Genomic DNA, 15,154 nt, shown 5'->3' with positions numbered 1-15,154 from the left:
TTCTTGACCGTGCCTCGGCGTGCCTGGAAACGTCCCTGGCCGGCGCCCCATCGGGCGCGCACTTCCGCCCTCGTCCTCCAGGGGATCACGCATGCCCGAGATATCCCGTCGCCTCTTCGGCGGCCTGGTCGGCGGCGGTGCGGTGAGCGCCGTCGCCGGCACGTCCGCCGCCGAGGCCGCCACGCCCGCCCCCGCCTCCGCGGCCGCTTCCGGCCCCGCCGAGCGCCCTTTCGCGGCGCGCACCGGGTCCCGGCCCGGCGAGCGCCCCAACTTCCTGTTCATCCTCGGCGACGACCTCGGCTGGGCCGACCTGTCCTCGTACGGCGCCCCGCACATCAGGACCCCGCACCTGGACCGGCTCGCCGCGCAGGGGGTGCGGTTCACCCAGGCGTACTCGGGATCGGCGACCTGCTCCCCCACCCGCTTCAGCCTCTACACCGGGCGCCACCCGGGCCGTACGAAGGGCGGGCTGGCGGAGCCGATCGGCAACCGCGCCCAGGGCCTGGACCCCCACCACCCGACCCTCGCGTCCCTGCTGAAGCGGGCCGGTTACGCCACCGCGCTGATCGGCAAGTGGCACTGCGGCTGGCTCCCCGACTACAGCCCGACCAAGTCCGGCTGGGACGAGTTCTTCGGCAACTTCGGCGGGGCCCTGGAGTACTTCTCCAAGCTGGGCCAGCTCGGCGAGTACGACCTGTACGAGGGCGACGCCACCTACAAGGACCTGCGCTACTACACCACGGTCCTCACCGAGCGGGCCGTCGAGTACGTCGGCCGCGACCACGGCCGGCCCTGGCTGCTGAACCTCAACTTCACCACCCCGCACTGGCCCTGGCTGACCGAGGACGACGAGGAGACCGGCGCCGCGATCGCCGACGAGGTGCGGTCCGGGAACGTGCTGGGCGCCCTGCTGCACAACGACGGCGGCTCGGTGGAGAAGTACCGGGAGATGGTCGAGAACCTGGACGCCTCGGTCGGCAGGGTGCTCGCCGCGCTGCGCCGGTCCGGCCAGGAGGAGAACACCGTCGTCGTCTTCGCCAGCGACAACGGCGGTGAACGCTTCTCGTACCAGTGGCCGCTCAGCGGCGGCAAGTCGGAGCTGCTGGAGGGCGGGATCCGGGTGCCGACCGTGCTGCGCTGGCCGGCCCGCGTCGACGGACGGCAGGTCAGTCACGAGCCGGTGTACTCCCCGGACTGGACGGCGACCCTGCTGGAGCTGGGCGGTGCGCGCCCCGACCCGGCGTACCCCCTCGACGGGCACAGCCTCGCCGGCTACCTGCTGCGCGGCCGGGCGCTGCCCGAACGCGACCTGTTCTGGCGGGTGCGCGGCAACCGGGCGCTGCGGCGCGGCGACTGGAAGTACTACCGGGACGCGCAGGGCCGCGACCACCTGTACGACCTCGCCGCCGACGCCCGTGAGCAGGCGGACCTGGCGGCCGACCGGCCGGAGCTGCTGGCCGAGCTGAAGGCGGCCTGGGAGCGCACCGACCGCGAGCTGCTGCCCTATCCGGCGGCCTGAGCCGGGGGCCGGGGCGTCAGCCCAGGATGCCCCGGTCGTAGGCCGTCGCGACGGCCGCCGCGCGGTCGTTCACGCCGAGCTTGGCGTACAGGTGGGTGAGGTGGGTCTTGACGGTCGCCTCGCTGATGAACAGCTCGCGGGCGATCTCCTTGTTGGAGGTGCCCCGCGCCACCAGGGCGAGCACCTCGCGTTCGCGGGCGGAGAGGGGCTCGCCGCCGGGCGTCCTGGGGGCGCGGACGGCGGAGACCAGCCGGGAGGCAACGGCCGGGGACAGGACGGTGCGCCCCTCGGCCGCCGCCCGGACCGCGGTGAACAGGTCGTCGCGGGGCGCGTCCTTGAGCAGGTAGCCGGTGGCGCCGGCCTCGATCGCGGGCAGGGTGTCGGAGTCGGTGTCGTAGGTGGTGAGCACGAGCACCCGCGCGCGGGCGCCGCGCCGGGTCAGCTCGCGGATGGCGTCGACGCCCGAACCGCCCGGCATCCGCAGGTCCATGAGGATCACGTCGGGGTCGAGCGCGGCGGCCCTCTCCAGCGCCTCGGCGCCGCCGCTCGCCTCGCCGAGGACCCGGAAGCCGGGCGCGGACTCGAAGATGCCGCGCAGCCCGTCGCGGACCACGGGGTGGTCGTCGACGACGAGGAGGGAGATCACGGCGTCGGGGCCGGCGGCGTGATCGGCCGGGGTGCCGGAGGGCGTGGCGTCATCGGTCATGGCGGACCAACGGTACGCGAGCGGAGACCGCCGTGCCGTGTCCCGGTTCCGCCTCCACGGTGAGGGAACCGGCGATGCGCTCGGCGCGGGCCCGCATGCCGTCGAGACCGAAGCCGCCGGCGGGGGTGTGCGCTCGCGCCGCCAGGGGGTCGAAGCCCCGGCCGTCGTCGCGGATGTCGAGGGTGACCTCGTCGCCCATGTAGGAGAGGGTGACGCCGGCCCGGCCGGCGGCGGCGTGCCGGGCCGTGTTGGACAGGGCCTCCTGGGCGATGCGCAGGAGGGTGGCGGCGACCTCGTCGTGGAGGTGCTCGGCGGTCCCGGTGACGGTGAACCCGGCCTGGACGCCGGTGCGTTCGCCCCACTCCGTGACGGTCTTCTTCAGCGCGTCGGGCAGCCCGTCGTCGGCCAGCGCGACCGGGGAGAGGTTGTGCACGGAGCGGCGGGCCTCGCCGAGGCTGTGCCGGGCCAGGGCGAGGGCCCGGTCCAGGTGCGCGCGGCCCAGCTCCTGGTCCGGGGTGGCCGCGACGACCTGGAGCTGGGCGATGATGCCGGTCAGGCCCTGGGCGAGGGTGTCGTGGATCTCGGCGGCCAGCCGTCGGCGTTCGTCGGCGACCCCGGCCTCCCGGGCCTGGACGAGGAGCTGGTCGTGCAGCGCGGCGTTCTCGTCGAGGGCCTGCTGCAGGGCGGTGTTGGTGCGCTCCAGTTCGGTGATGGTCTCCACGCGGGCCCGGCTGCGGGCCTCCTCCAGCGTGGCGAAGTGGGCGAAGAGGGCCACCAGCATGCTGTTGACCGTGAGGATCGCGCCGAAGAGCACCCATCCCATGACCCCGTCGGGGGGCAGCCCGCCGGACTGGGAACCGGCGAGGGTGACGGCGGTGGCGAAGAGTCCGGCCCGGCACAGCCGGCGCGGCAGCAGGTGCTGGGCGCCGAAGTAGCCGATGACCGCGTAGAAGGCGAAGAGCGGGTTCAGCCACGTGAGGGCGAACCCGACGGCCCAGCGGACGGCGTAGTAGCAGGTGCCGGCCGGGGTCGGTCCGGGCCGGGTGCGCGCCGCCCGGTTCCACCACAGCTGGAGCACGACGGCCGCGCCGATCAGGGCGCCGCTCGCCCGGCGTTCGCCGCCGGTCATGCCGATCGCGTCGGCGGCCGACCAGGCGACCAGGGTCCCGACGGCCAGCAGGGCGTAGGGGCCCCAGCGGTGGAACGCCGCCCAGCGCTCGTCGACCGCTGTCGTCTCCTTCGTCGTGTCCCCGGCGTCCATGGCGTCATTGTCGGGCACGGCGCCGCCTCTCCCCACCCTCACTCCCAGCGGAACCAGCGCGAGGCCGCCCCCGTGAGCAGCACCGTCCAGGCCACCAGGACCGCCAGGTGGGACCAGCCCGGCCAGTGACCGGCGGCGGCCTCGTTGAGGGCCTGCGCGGCGGCGCCGAACGGGGTCCAGCCCACGATCCGGGCCAGCAGGTCCGGCATGGCCTGCACCGGCAGCCACACGCCCGCGCAGAACATCGCCGGGAAGAGCGCGGCCGACCCGATCGCACCGGCGATCTTCGTGGTGCGGGACAGGGCGGAGAGCACGGCCCCCAGGGAGAGCGCGGCGAGCACGGCCAGCAGCAGCGCGAGGAGGTAACCGGCGGGCTGCCCGGGCAGCGCCACGTCGAAGGCGAGGCGGCCGACGGCGAGCGCGAGGAGCGCCGAGACCAGCGCGGCCCCGCCGCACACCACCATCTGCGCGGACAGCAGCGCCGCCGGACGCACCGGCGTGGCGGACATCCGGCGCAGGATGCCGCGCTCCCGGTAGCCGGTGAGGACCTGGGGCATGCCCTGGAGGCCGCCCACGGTCAGGCCCAGGAGCACGGCCACCGGCACGTACGCGTCGACCGGGCGCAGCCCGCCGAAGGAGGCGTCCGCCTCGCGGAAGGACGGGATGGAGCCGAGGATCACCAGGAGCAGGGTCGGGAAGGCCAGGATCCAGAAGAGAGCGCCGGGTTCGCGGCGGAACAGCCGCACCTCGGTCCGCAGTACGGCGGTGTCGAAGACGTCGGTGGTCATGCGGTGGCCTCCGTGAGGTCCAGGAAGGCGTCGTCCAGGGTGGTGTCGGTGACCCGGAGCTGGTGGGCGGTGACGCGGGTGCGGGCGAGCAGCGTGATGACGGCGTTGACCGTCTCGTCGGTGCCGGACAGGGTGACGCGGCCGTCCTCGGACTCGGCGGAGGCGAGTTCGGGCAGCGCCCGCAGGTCCGCCTCCCGCAGCGGCTCGGAGGGGGTGAAGCTGATGACGGTGGCGCCCGCCGAACGCCGGATCAGTCCGGCCGGGGTGTCCAGGGCGGCGACGCGTCCCCGGTCGATCACCGCGATCCGGTCGCACAGCCGCTGGGCCTCCTCCATGAAGTGGGTGACCAGGAGGACGGTGACGCCGCCCGCGCGGATGTCCTCGATGAGCTGCCAGGTCTCCCGGCGGGCGCGCGGGTCGAGGCCGGTGGTCAGCTCGTCGAGGACGACGACCCGGGGGTCGCCGACCAGCGCCAGCGCGATGAACAGGCGCTGCTTCTGGCCGCCGGAGAGCTTGCCGAAGCGGGTGTCCAGCATCGGGGCGAGGTCGAGGCGCTCGGCGAGCGGCCGCCAGTCGGCGGGCTTCGGGTAGAAGGCGGCGTACAGCTCCAGGGCCTCGCGGACGGTGAGCTTGGGCTGGAGTTCGCTCTGCTGGAGCTGGGCGCCCAGGACCTCGGCGACCCGCCGGTGGTCGGCGACGGGGTCGAGCCCGGTGACCCGGACCCGGCCGGCGTCGGGGACGCGCAGCCCCTCGACGCACTCGACGGTGGTGGTCTTGCCGGCCCCGTTGGGGCCGAGGACGCCGAAGATCTCGCCCTCCTCGACGGCGAAGGACACACCGTCGACGACGGGCCGGCCGCCGTAGGACTTGCGCAGATCGGTGACTTCGATGACGGGCATGGCACCAGCGTCCCGGCAGCCGGGGTCCCGGCACATCGGCCGACGCGCTCGAAGGCGCATCAGCCGATCGGTTGATGCGCCGTACGACCCCGGCGGGGCTCCCCACGACCCCGGCGAGGCTTCCGTACGACCCCGGGAGCTCGAAAACCCGGTGGGCAGTGTCAGTGGCAAACCGTAGGCTCGCTGCTGATGCCCACGACACCCGCCCCCGCCCCGGACGCCGCCGAGCAGCGTTCCACCGTACGTGCCCTGCTGCGGCTGTGGCCCTATGTACGCCCGGTACGGGCGCGGTTGGGCACGGCCGCGGTCATCGCGATCCTCGCCTCCTGCGTCGGGCTGGTGATCCCGCTCGTCCTGAAGTGGATGGTGGACGGGCCGGTCGCCGACGGCGACCCGGCGGGCGTGTGGCTCGGGGCGCTGTACCTGCTGCTCCTCGGCGTGGCGGAGGCGCTGCTGTTCGGGCTGCGGCGGTGGCTGGTGGCCCGGCCGCTGGCGGGCGTCGAGGCGGGCATGCGCGCGGATCTGTACCGGCACCTGCAGCGGCTGCCGGTGGCCTTCCACGACCGCTGGGCCTCGGGGCAGTTGCTGTCGCGCGGGACGACCGACCTGATGCTGCTCCGCATGTTCCTCGCCTTCCCCCTGACGTTCCTTCTGGTCAACGGCGTCACGATCCTGATCGGCGTGGGCATCATGCTGGTCCAGGACTGGACGCTGGGGCTGGTCATCCTCGGGCCCGCCGTCCCGGTGATGATCACCTGCGGGATCTTCGAGAAGAAGTACTCCGCGGTGGCGCGGCGCGCACAGGACCAGGTCGGGGACCTGACGACCGTGGTCGAGGAGAGCGTCCTCGGCATCCGGATCATCAAGGGCTTCGGCAGGCATCGCAGCCAGGCCCGCGCCTTCCACGAGCTGTCGCACACCCTGCGGGGCACGGAGCTGCGCAAGGCGCGGCTGCTGGCGGCCATCTGGGCGGTCATCGTGACGCTGCCGGAGGTGGCGATCGGGGCGGCGCTGGTCGTCGGGGCGGTGCAGGTGTCGGACGGGGCGCTGTCGGCGGGGACGCTGGTGGCGTTCCTGTCCACGGCGCTGGCGCTGCGGTGGCCGGTGGAGTCGATCGGCTTCCTGCTGGCGATGAGCCAGGAGGCGGCGACGGCCACGGACCGGTACTTCGAGGTGATGGACGCGGAGGTGGAATCGGGCCTCGCCGCGGGCAGCCGTGCCGCCGGAGCGGCACGGACGGGCGGTGGGAGTACCTCCCAGGCCGTTCAGGCACCGGGGGAGGCACGGCTGCCCGCACCGGCGGCCGGGCTGCGGTTCGAGCACGTCCGGTTCCGTTATCCCGACGCCGCCCCCGACTCCCCGCCCCTCCTGACGGACGTCACCCTGCACATCCGCCCCGGCGAGTCCATGGCCCTCGTCGGTGCCACCGGCAGCGGCAAGACGACGCTGACCGCGCTCGTCCCCCGCCTGCACGAGGTGACCGGGGGCCGGATCACGCTGGACGGCGAGGACATCACCGCCCTGCCCCGCGAGGAACTGCGCGCGAGGGTCGCCGTGGCCTTCGAGGAGCCCACCCTCTTCTCGGCCACCGTCGGCGCGAACGTGCTGATGGGCGCCGGCCCGGACGCCGGCGACGAGGAACTGGACCGCGCGCTCGCCGTCGCGCAGGCCGACTTCGTGCACGGGCTCCCCGAGGGCACCCGCACCCAGGTCGGCGAGCAGGGCCTGAGCCTGTCCGGCGGCCAGCGTCAGCGCCTCGCGCTCGCGCGGGCGGTGGTCGGCAGGCCCAGGTTCCTCGTCCTGGACGACCCGCTGTCCGCCCTGGACGTGCACACGGAGGCCGCCGTGGAGGCCGCCCTGCGGGACGTCCTCGCGGACACCACCGCGCTGATCGTGGCCCACCGCCCCTCCACCGTCCTGCTCGCCGACCGCGTCGCCCTGCTCTCCGAGGGCCGCATCGCCGCCGTGGGCACCCATCACGAACTGCTGCGCACCAGCCCCGAGTACGCCCACCTGATGTCCGGGCTCGACGGGCACGTCAATGCCGAGGGCTTCCAGGAAGGGGACGGCCGATGACCGCGCCCACGGCCACCGCGCCGGACCGGGACCGGCCGGAGGACCCCGGCTCCAAAAACCCGGCCGGGAGCGGCACCGCCGCCGACGACACCTCGTTCGACGAGGACGTCCTGCCCAGCCCGCCGGGTGCGACCGGCGCCCTGCTGCGCTCCCTGCTGGCGCCGATGAGGGGCCGCGTCGTCCTCACCGTCCTCCTCCTGCTGCTCCAGCAGGCGGCGGTGCAGGCGGGCCCGCTGCTGGTGGCGTACGCCATCGACCACGCCGTACCCGCCCTGCGGGACGACGACCACGGTCCGCTGATCGCGGTCGGCGCCGGCTACCTGCTGTGCTCGCTGGCCGCGGGCGGGCTGCAGTACGCCTTCATCGCCGCCGCGGCCCGGGTCAACCAGGACGCGCTGCTCGACCTGCGCGGGCGGATCTTCCGGCACGCGCAGGCGCTGAGCGTCGACTTCCACGAGCGCTACACCTCCGGCCGCCTCATCTCCCGTTCGACCACGGACGTGGAGGCCCTGCGCGAGCTGCTCGACGAGGGCCTGCAGGAGCTGGTGACGGTCGTCCTGTCCTTCGTCTACATCGCCGCGCTGCTGCTCTGGCTGGACCTGGGCCTGGGCGCCGTCGCGGTGGCGTCGTTCGTGCCGCTGTACGGGCTGGTGCGGCTCTACCAGCGGCGTGCGGGGCGCGTGTACCGGCAGCGGTCCACGGCGATCGCGGCGGTGATCGTGAAGTTCGTGGAGACGATGAACGGCATCCGGCCGGTGCGCGCCTTCCGCCGGGAGGACGCCAACGACGCCGACTTCGCCGCCCTGAACGGGCGCCACGAGCGGACCAACGGCGACGCGCTGCTGGAGATGGCCCGTTACGTCGTCGGGTCGCGGCTGGTCGCCAACACGGCCGTCGCGGGGATCGTGCTGTGGGGCGCCTACCGGGTCGCCGACGGCACCCTGGCCCTCGGTGTGCTGGCGGCGGCGGTGCTGTACCTGCGCCGTCTGTACGACCCGATCGACCGGCTCGGCATGTTCCTGAACTCCTACCAGTCGGCGGCGGCCTCGCTGGAGAAGATCGCCGGGCTGCTGGCCCAGACGCCGTCGGTGCCCGAGCCGGCCGCGCCGAAGGAGCTGCCGCCGCCGGCGTCGGAGCTGCCCGGACGTGAGGTCGTCTTCGAGTCGGTGAGCTTCGGCTACCGCACCGGCGGCGAGGTGCTGCCCCGCTTCGAGCTGACGCTCCCGGCCGGTCAGACGGTCGCCGTCGTGGGTTCGACCGGTGCGGGCAAGTCGACGCTGGCCAAGCTGCTGGCCCGGTTCTACGACCCCTCCGCCGGGCGGGTCCTGCTGGACGGCACCGACCTGCGCGACCTGGCCGTGCCGGAACTGCGGCGCGGGGTGGTGATGGTGACGCAGGAGGCGTTCCTGTTCTCCGGCACGGTCGCCGACAACATCGCCATCGGCCGTCCGGAGGCGACGCGGGAGGAGATCGAGCGGGCCGCGAAGGCGATCGGCGCCCACGACTTCATCGTCGCGCTGCCCGACGGCTACGACACCGACGTGCGCAAGCGGGGCGGCCGCATCTCCGCCGGTCAGCGGCAGCTCGTGGCGTTCGCGCGGGCACTGCTCGCGGACCCGGCGGTGCTGATCCTGGACGAGGCGACCAGTTCGCTGGACATCCCCGGGGAGCGGGCGGTGCAGCGGGCCATGGCGACGGTGCTGAAGGGCCGTACCGCGGTGGTGATCGCGCACCGCCTGTCCACCGTGGAGATCGCCGACCGGGTGCTGGTGATGGAGCACGGCCGCATCGTCGAGGACGGCCCCCCGGACGAACTGATCGCCGGCACGGGCCGGTTCGCCGACCTGCACCGGGCGTGGCGGGACAGCCTGACGTGAGGGTCGACGCGTACGAGGACCCGGGGACGCCGGACCGCCGGGGCGGCTGGCACTACCTGGCGTGGCTGGTCCGGCGGCAGTGGCCGCGGTGTCTGGCGGGGGCGGTGCTCGCCAGCGGCTGGATGGTGCTGCTGGCGGCGACGCCGTACCTGATGGCCCGGGCCGTCGACCACGGTCTGGAGCCCGGTGACCTCGGCGCGCTGGCGGGCTGGACGGGCGCCATGGTCGCCGTCGGCGCGGTCAACGCCTGGCTGGGCGTGCTGCGGCACCGCACGATGACGAAGGTGCGGATGGACGCCAACTTCCGCACCGTCAAGGCGGTCGTCGGCCACGCGACCCGGCTCGGTGCGGCGCTGCGCACCCAGGTGGGGACCGGCGAGGTCGTCACCATCGGGGTGGGCGACGTGCAGACCATCAGCGCCTCCCTGACGGCCGTGGGGCCGGGCGTCGGGGCGGTCGTCGCCTACGCGGTGGTCGGCGGACTGATGCTGTCGGTGTCGGCCCGGCTCGCCCTGGTGGTGCTGCTCGGGGTGCCGCTGCTCGCGGTGGCCCTCGGTCCGCTGATGGGCCGTCTGCAGGGCAGGGAGACCGAGTACCGGGAGCGGCAGTCCGTCCTGACCGCGCGGATCGGCGACCTGGCGGGCGGGCTGCGGGTGCTGAACGGGCTGGGCGGCAAGGGCCTGGTCGCCGACGCCTTCCGCCGGGACTCGGGCAGGCTGCGCGAGCAGGGGTACCGGGTCGGCGCGGTGACCAGCTGGATCCAGGCGCTCGGGGTGGGGCTGCCGATGCTGTTCCTGGCCCTGGTGACCTGGCTGGGCGCCCGGCTGGCCGTGCAGGGGCGGATCAGCGTGGGCGAGCTGGTGTCGGTGTACGGCTTCGTGGTCGCGCTGGGCTGGCCGGTGGCGTTCCTCATCGAGATGGGCCACCAGCTCAGCCGCGGCGTGGTGGCCGCCCGCCGGGTCGTCGCCTTCCTGCGCCTGGAGCCGGAACCGGACGAGGGCACCCGGGAGGCCCCCGCGGAGCCCGCGGTGCTGTACGACCCGGCCTCGGGAGTCCGGGTGCTCCCCGGCCGCCTGACCGCCCTGGTCGCCTCGCGCCCGTCCGACACCAGCGAGATCCTGGACCGCCTGGGGCGCTACGCGCCGTCCGACGCGACGTGGGGAGACACCCCCCTGGCGGAGATCCCCCTCCCCCAGATCCGCTCCCGCATCCTGGTCGCGACCCCGGAGGCGGACCTCTTCGCAGGCACCCTGAGGGAAGTGATGGGCGCTCGGCGAACCGGCCCGGGGGGCACGGGCGGTGTCGACGTGCGGCTGCGCCGCGCGGGCGCGACGAGCCCCGGCGGACCCGCACCCGACGGACCGCCCGTCGAGGCGGACGAGTCGGCGCACCTCGCACGGGCCGTCCACGCGGCCGCGGCAGACGACATCGTGCGGGGCCTGCCCGACGGCCTCGACACCCCGGTCGCGGCCCAGGCCCGGGACCTGTCCGGGGGGCAACGCCAACGCATCCGCCTGGCCCGTGCCCTCCTCGCCGACCCCGAGGTCCTCCTCGCCGCCGAACCCACCTCCGCCCTGGACGCCCACACGGAGGCCACCGTGGCCGACCGCCTCAAGAGGGCCCGCGAGGGCCGCACCACCGTGCTGGCCGTCACCTCACCGCTCCTCCTCGACCGCGCGGACGTCGTGCACCACCTGGTCGACGGCAAGGTCGCCGCCACCGGCACCCACCGCGCACTCCTGGACACGGAACCGGAGTACCGGGCCCTGGTCGCGCGAGACGCCGGGGAGGCCGAACGCACCCGGCTCACCCCACCCGCCGAACGCCCCGAACGCCCCGTGGAAGGGGAGCCCACCCGATGACGCAGCTCCCCGTCGCCGAACGCGCCGAAGTCCGCCGCGCCGCGGCCGCCCTGGTGCGCGCCGACCTCGGGTCCTTCGCCGTCGTCCTCGGGCTCAACGCGCTGGCCGCGCTGGCCGGTCTCGCGGGTCCGTGGCTGCTGGGCCGGATCGTCGACGAGGTGCGCGACGGCGGCGGGGTCGGCGCGGTGGACCGGATGGCCCTCGCCATCGTGGTGTGCTCGGGCACGCAGTTGCTGCTGGCCCGCTGGGCGCGGTACGTGGGGCACCGGTTCGGGGAACGGACGCTCGCCCGGGTGCGCGAGCGGTACGTGGACCGGGCGCTGGCGCTGCCCGCGTCGGTGGTGGAGCGGGCGGGCACCGGGGACCTGACGACCCGCGGCACCGCCGACGTGACCGCCGTCGGCACGACGCTGCGCGACGCCGGTCCCGAGTTGCTGATCAGCACGGTGCAGGCGCTCTTCCTCACCGCCGCGGTGTTCGTGCTGGACCCGTTGCTGGGCCTGGTCGGGGTGCTGGGGCTGACGCCGGCCTGGCTGGCGCTGCGCTGGTACCTGCGCCGGGCGCGGACCGCCTACCTCGCCGAGGGCGCGGCCAACTCGGACGTCGCGGAGAGCCTGGCGGCCACGGTGTCGGGGGCGCGCACGGTCGAGGCCTTCGGGCTGGCCGGATGGCGTGTGGCGACGAACCGCGAGGCGCTGGAGGTCTCGCGGCGCGCACGGTTCCGCACGCTGTTCCTGCGGTGTGTGTTCTTCCCGGCCGTGGACGTCTCCTACGTCCTTCCCGTGGCGGGCGTGCTGCTGCTCGGCGGGGCCCTGCACGCGCACGGGTCGCTGGGTCTCGGCGCCGTGGTGTCCTGCGCGGTGTACCTCCAGCAGTTGGCCGGGCCGCTGGACGAGGTGCTGATGCGGGTCGAGCAACTGCAGGCCGGTTCCGCCTCGTTCGCCCGGGTGGAGGGGCTGGCGGGGGCGCCGCGGGCGTCGGCGGACGAGTCGGCGGTCCCGGCGGACGACCGTATCGACGTCTCCGGCGCGCGGTACGCCTACGACCGGGGAGGCGAGGTGCTGCGCGGGGTGGACCTGACCGTGCGGCCGGGCGAGCGGCTGGCGGTGGTCGGTCCCTCGGGGGCCGGCAAGACCACGCTGAGCCGGCTGCTGGCCGGGGTCGACGCGCCGACGGGGGGTTCGGTGACGGTGGGCGGGGTGCCCGTGGTCGCCCTGGGCCCGGAGCGGCTGCGCCGTCAGGTGGTGCTGGTCACCCAGGAGCACCACGTGTTCCTGGGCACGGTCCGCGACAATCTCCTCATCGCCGAACCGGCCGCCACGGACGAGGAGTTGTGGGCGGCGCTCGCCGCGGTCGGCGCCGAGGACTGGGTGCGGGAGCTGCCCGGCGGCCTCGGCGCCGAGCTGGGGGCGGGAGAGGACGCGCACTCCACGGACGGTTCGCAGGCCCAGCAGCTCGCGCTGGCCCGGGTGGTGCTGGCCGACCCGCACACCCTGATCCTGGACGAGGCCACCGCCCTGCTGGACCCGACGACGGCCCGGCACACGGAGCAGGCGCTGGCCGCCGTACTGAAGGGCCGTACGGTCATCGCCATCGCGCACCGCCTGCACACCGCGCACGACGCCGACCGGGTGGCGGTGATGGAGGACGGTCTGCTGACCGAGCTGGGCACGCACCACGACCTGGTGGCGGCGGGCGGGGCGTACGCGGCCCTGTGGGGCTCCTGGCACGGCGGGCCGTCCGCCGGTTACTGACCGACGGGACAGTAACCGGTCCCGAAAGGCGACGATTCCGTTTATCGAACGTGAACGCCCGGTCAACGAACCATTTCCAGCCAACTTGATGACGCGCTCCTGACAAGTGGCGCTTCCTCCTGCCAGTCTTCCGTCGGCCCCTTCACAGCGCCCCCACAGCTTCCCCACGAGCGCCGTGCGGCGGCCAGCTCCTAGCACGCGTTCTCTGCGTACCGCACAGTTCCGCCCGGCCGGCCACCCGCCGGCCGGTCTCCCTGGCCGCGCGACCCGCGGCCACGCAGAAGGAGTCAGTGTTGAGCAGCAGTACTCCCCACAGACGCACCTCCCACACCTCCCGCCGCGCCACGCACCGGCGTGCCGCGGCCGTCGCGCTGGCCGGTGTCGCGGCGCTGATCGCCACGGCGGTCCAGTCCGGCACCGCCACCGCCGCCCCCGAGCCGTCCCCCGCCAAGGGCAGCGAGCTGGTGAAACTCAGCCCGGCCCAGCGCGCCGAGCTGATCCGGGACGCCAACGCCACCAAGGCGAAGACCGCCGACGACCTCGGCCTGGGCGCCAAGGAGCAGCTCGTCGTCCGGGACGTGGCGCAGGACCGCGACGGCACCGTGCACACCCGCTACGAGCGCACCTACGACGGCCTGCCCGTCCTCGGCGGCGACCTCGTGGTGGCCAGTGACGCGGGCCGGACCGAGCAGGTCGTCAAGGCCACGCCGAAGGCGATCCGGCCGGCCACCGTGACACCGAAGATCTCCGCCGCGAAGGCCGAGTCGCAGGCGGTGTCGGCCGCGAAGGCCGCCGGCGCCGAGCAGCCGGACGCCGACCGCGCCCCGCGCAAGGTGATCTGGGCCGCGAACGGCACGCCGGTCCTGGCGTACGAGACGGTCGTGGGCGGCCTCCAGGAGGACGGCACCCCGAACGAGCTGCACGTCGTCACCGACGCCGCCACCGGCGCCAAGCTGTACGAGTACCAGGCCGTCGAGAACGGCACCGGCAACACCCTCTACAGCGGCACGGTCACGCTGGGCACCGCGCAGTCGGGGTCCTCGTACACGCTGACCGACACGGCGCGCGGCAACCACAAGACGTACAACCTCAACCGCGGCACCTCGGGCACGGGGACGCTCTTCACGGGCCCCGACGACGTGTGGGGCAACGGCAGCGCGTCCAACGCGGAGACCGCCGCCGCCGACGCCCACTACGGCGCCGCGCTGACGTGGGACTACTACAAGAACGTGCACGGCCGCTCCGGCATCCGCGGCGACGGCGTGGGCGCCTACTCCCGCGTGCACTACGGCAACAACTACGTCAACGCCTTCTGGCAGGACAGCTGCTTCTGCATGACCTACGGCGACGGCTCCGGCAACGCCAACCCGCTGACCTCCATCGACGTGGCGGCGCACGAGATGAGCCACGGCGTCACCTCCGTCACCGCGGGGCTCAACTACTCCGGCGAGTCGGGCGGTCTGAACGAGGCCACGTCCGACATCTTCGCGACCGCGGTCGAGTTCTACGCCAACAACTCCTCCGACGTCGGTGACTACCTCATCGGCGAGGAGATCGACATCAACGGCGACGGCACCCCGCTGCGCTACATGGACAAGCCCAGCAAGGACGGCGCGTCCAAGGACTACTGGTACTCGGGGATCGGCGGGGTGGACGTGCACTACTCGTCCGGCCCGGCCAACCACTTCTTCTACCTGCTGAGCGAGGGCAGCGGCACCAAGACCGTCAACGGTGTCACCTACGACTCGCCCACCTCGGACGGCCTCCCGGTCACCGGCATCGGCCGCGCCAAGGCGGAGAAGATCTGGTTCCGCGCGCTGACCACCAAGTTCACGTCGACCACCAACTACGCGGGCGCCCGCACCGGCACCCTCGCGGCGGCCGGTGAGCTGTACGGCACCGACAGCGCCGAGTACACCGCGGTGGCGAACGCGTGGGCGGGCATCAACGTCGGCCCGCGGCCCGGCGGCGGCGAGCCCGGGGGCGGCAGCACCTTCGAGAACACCGCGAACGTGACCATCCCCGACTACGGGTCGGCGGTCACCTCGTCCATCACGGTCTCCGGGCGCACCGGCAACGCGCCGAGCAACCTCCAGGTGGGCGTGGACATCGTGCACAGCTGGCGCGGTGACCTGCGGATCGACCTGGTGGCTCCCGACGGCACGGCGTACCGCCTGAAGAACAGCGGCTACGACCCGGCGGCGGACGTGCACGAGACCTACACCGTCAACGCCTCCTCCGAGGCGGCCAACGGCACCTGGAAGCTCCGCGTCCAGGACCAGGGCCCGTCGGACACCGGTTACATCGACGCCTGGCGGCTGACCTTCCCGTAGGCCGGCCGGCCCCGGGCGCACCACCCCCGACCAGGGCGCCGCTCCGGAGGTTCGACTCCTCCGGGGCGGCGCCCTCCCC

The 15,154-nt window shown here is 74.1% G+C and carries 10 protein-coding genes; 6 read left to right on the top strand and 4 right to left on the bottom strand.

Going from position 1 to position 15,154, the window contains the following annotated elements:
* Positions 1-91 precede the first annotated feature (91 nt).
* On the top strand, positions 92-1,519 hold the full coding sequence (locus Sdi02f_RS11665) for a sulfatase family protein (RefSeq protein ID WP_030402441.1): 1,428 nt from the start codon (positions 92-94) through the stop codon (positions 1,517-1,519).
* A gap of 16 nt (positions 1,520-1,535) precedes the next feature.
* Here the strand turns inward: Sdi02f_RS11665 and Sdi02f_RS11660 are convergent, their stop codons facing one another.
* From Sdi02f_RS11660 to Sdi02f_RS11645, 4 genes are read right to left on the bottom strand one after another with little or no spacing between them, the layout of a single operon-like run.
* Positions 1,536-2,225 (bottom strand): response regulator, encoded by a 690-nt coding sequence (locus Sdi02f_RS11660; protein ID WP_031185440.1) that lies wholly within the window; start codon positions 2,223-2,225, stop codon positions 1,536-1,538.
* On the bottom strand, positions 2,215-3,486 hold the full coding sequence (locus Sdi02f_RS11655; RefSeq protein WP_108933207.1) for a sensor histidine kinase: 1,272 nt from the start codon (positions 3,484-3,486) through the stop codon (positions 2,215-2,217). The genes Sdi02f_RS11660 and Sdi02f_RS11655 overlap by 11 nt, the downstream gene beginning before the upstream one ends.
* 38 nt (positions 3,487-3,524) lie before the next feature.
* Positions 3,525-4,274: an ABC transporter permease gene (locus Sdi02f_RS11650; RefSeq protein WP_030402444.1), complete on the bottom strand. Its 750-nt coding sequence runs from the start codon at positions 4,272-4,274 to the stop codon at positions 3,525-3,527.
* Positions 4,271-5,173, bottom strand: a complete 903-nt coding sequence (locus Sdi02f_RS11645; protein WP_108933206.1) for an ABC transporter ATP-binding protein — start codon at positions 5,171-5,173, stop codon at positions 4,271-4,273. The genes Sdi02f_RS11650 and Sdi02f_RS11645 overlap by 4 nt, the downstream gene beginning before the upstream one ends.
* 189 nt (positions 5,174-5,362) lie before the next feature.
* On the opposite strand from Sdi02f_RS11645, the gene Sdi02f_RS11640 reads away from it, so the two are divergent.
* The 5 genes from Sdi02f_RS11640 (at position 5,363) to Sdi02f_RS11620 (ending at position 15,075) form a co-directional block, all read left to right on the top strand.
* Positions 5,363-7,249 (top strand): ABC transporter ATP-binding protein, encoded by a 1,887-nt coding sequence (locus Sdi02f_RS11640; RefSeq protein ID WP_108933205.1) that lies wholly within the window; start codon positions 5,363-5,365, stop codon positions 7,247-7,249.
* The gene (locus Sdi02f_RS11635; protein WP_108933204.1) at positions 7,246-9,126 is read left to right on the top strand and encodes an ABC transporter ATP-binding protein; all 1,881 of its coding nucleotides are present in this window, start codon (positions 7,246-7,248) and stop codon (positions 9,124-9,126) included. Before Sdi02f_RS11640 ends, Sdi02f_RS11635 begins: the two co-directional genes overlap by 4 nt.
* The gene (locus Sdi02f_RS11630; RefSeq protein ID WP_079007736.1) at positions 9,123-10,988 is read left to right on the top strand and encodes an ABC transporter transmembrane domain-containing protein; all 1,866 of its coding nucleotides are present in this window, start codon (positions 9,123-9,125) and stop codon (positions 10,986-10,988) included. The genes Sdi02f_RS11635 and Sdi02f_RS11630 overlap by 4 nt, the downstream gene beginning before the upstream one ends.
* Complete coding sequence (locus Sdi02f_RS11625) at positions 10,985-12,742, top strand: ABC transporter ATP-binding protein (protein ID WP_030402449.1); 1,758 nt, start codon at positions 10,985-10,987, stop codon at positions 12,740-12,742. The genes Sdi02f_RS11630 and Sdi02f_RS11625 overlap by 4 nt, the downstream gene beginning before the upstream one ends.
* Positions 12,743-13,035: 293 nt before the next feature.
* Positions 13,036-15,075, top strand: a complete 2,040-nt coding sequence (locus tag Sdi02f_RS11620) for a M4 family metallopeptidase (RefSeq protein WP_055469363.1) — start codon at positions 13,036-13,038, stop codon at positions 15,073-15,075.
* The last annotated feature ends 79 nt before the right edge of the window (positions 15,076-15,154 follow it).

Origin of the sequence: Streptomyces ardesiacus, assembly GCF_003112575.1 — a bacterium.
In the GTDB taxonomy this organism is placed as follows: Bacteria; Actinomycetota; Actinomycetes; order Streptomycetales; family Streptomycetaceae; genus Streptomyces; species Streptomyces ardesiacus.
This window is presented reverse-complemented; position numbering and strand designations above follow the sequence as displayed.

Bases quoted from the DNA above. Each gene is read 5' to 3' on its own strand.
- Sdi02f_RS11655 (WP_108933207.1), bottom strand. From the start codon at position 3,486: ATGGACGCCGGGGACACGACGAAGGAGACGACAGCGGTCGACGAGCGC.
- Sdi02f_RS11635 (WP_108933204.1), top strand. From the start codon at position 7,246: ATGACCGCGCCCACGGCCACCGCGCCGGACCGGGACCGGCCGGAGGAC.
- Sdi02f_RS11640 (WP_108933205.1), top strand. From the start codon at position 5,363: ATGCCCACGACACCCGCCCCCGCCCCGGACGCCGCCGAGCAGCGTTCC.
- Sdi02f_RS11650 (WP_030402444.1), bottom strand. From the start codon at position 4,274: ATGACCACCGACGTCTTCGACACCGCCGTACTGCGGACCGAGGTGCGG.
- Sdi02f_RS11645 (WP_108933206.1), bottom strand. From the start codon at position 5,173: ATGCCCGTCATCGAAGTCACCGATCTGCGCAAGTCCTACGGCGGCCGG.
- Sdi02f_RS11625 (WP_030402449.1), top strand. From the start codon at position 10,985: ATGACGCAGCTCCCCGTCGCCGAACGCGCCGAAGTCCGCCGCGCCGCG.
- Sdi02f_RS11660 (WP_031185440.1), bottom strand. From the start codon at position 2,225: ATGACCGATGACGCCACGCCCTCCGGCACCCCGGCCGATCACGCCGCC.
- Sdi02f_RS11665 (WP_030402441.1), top strand. From the start codon at position 92: ATGCCCGAGATATCCCGTCGCCTCTTCGGCGGCCTGGTCGGCGGCGGT.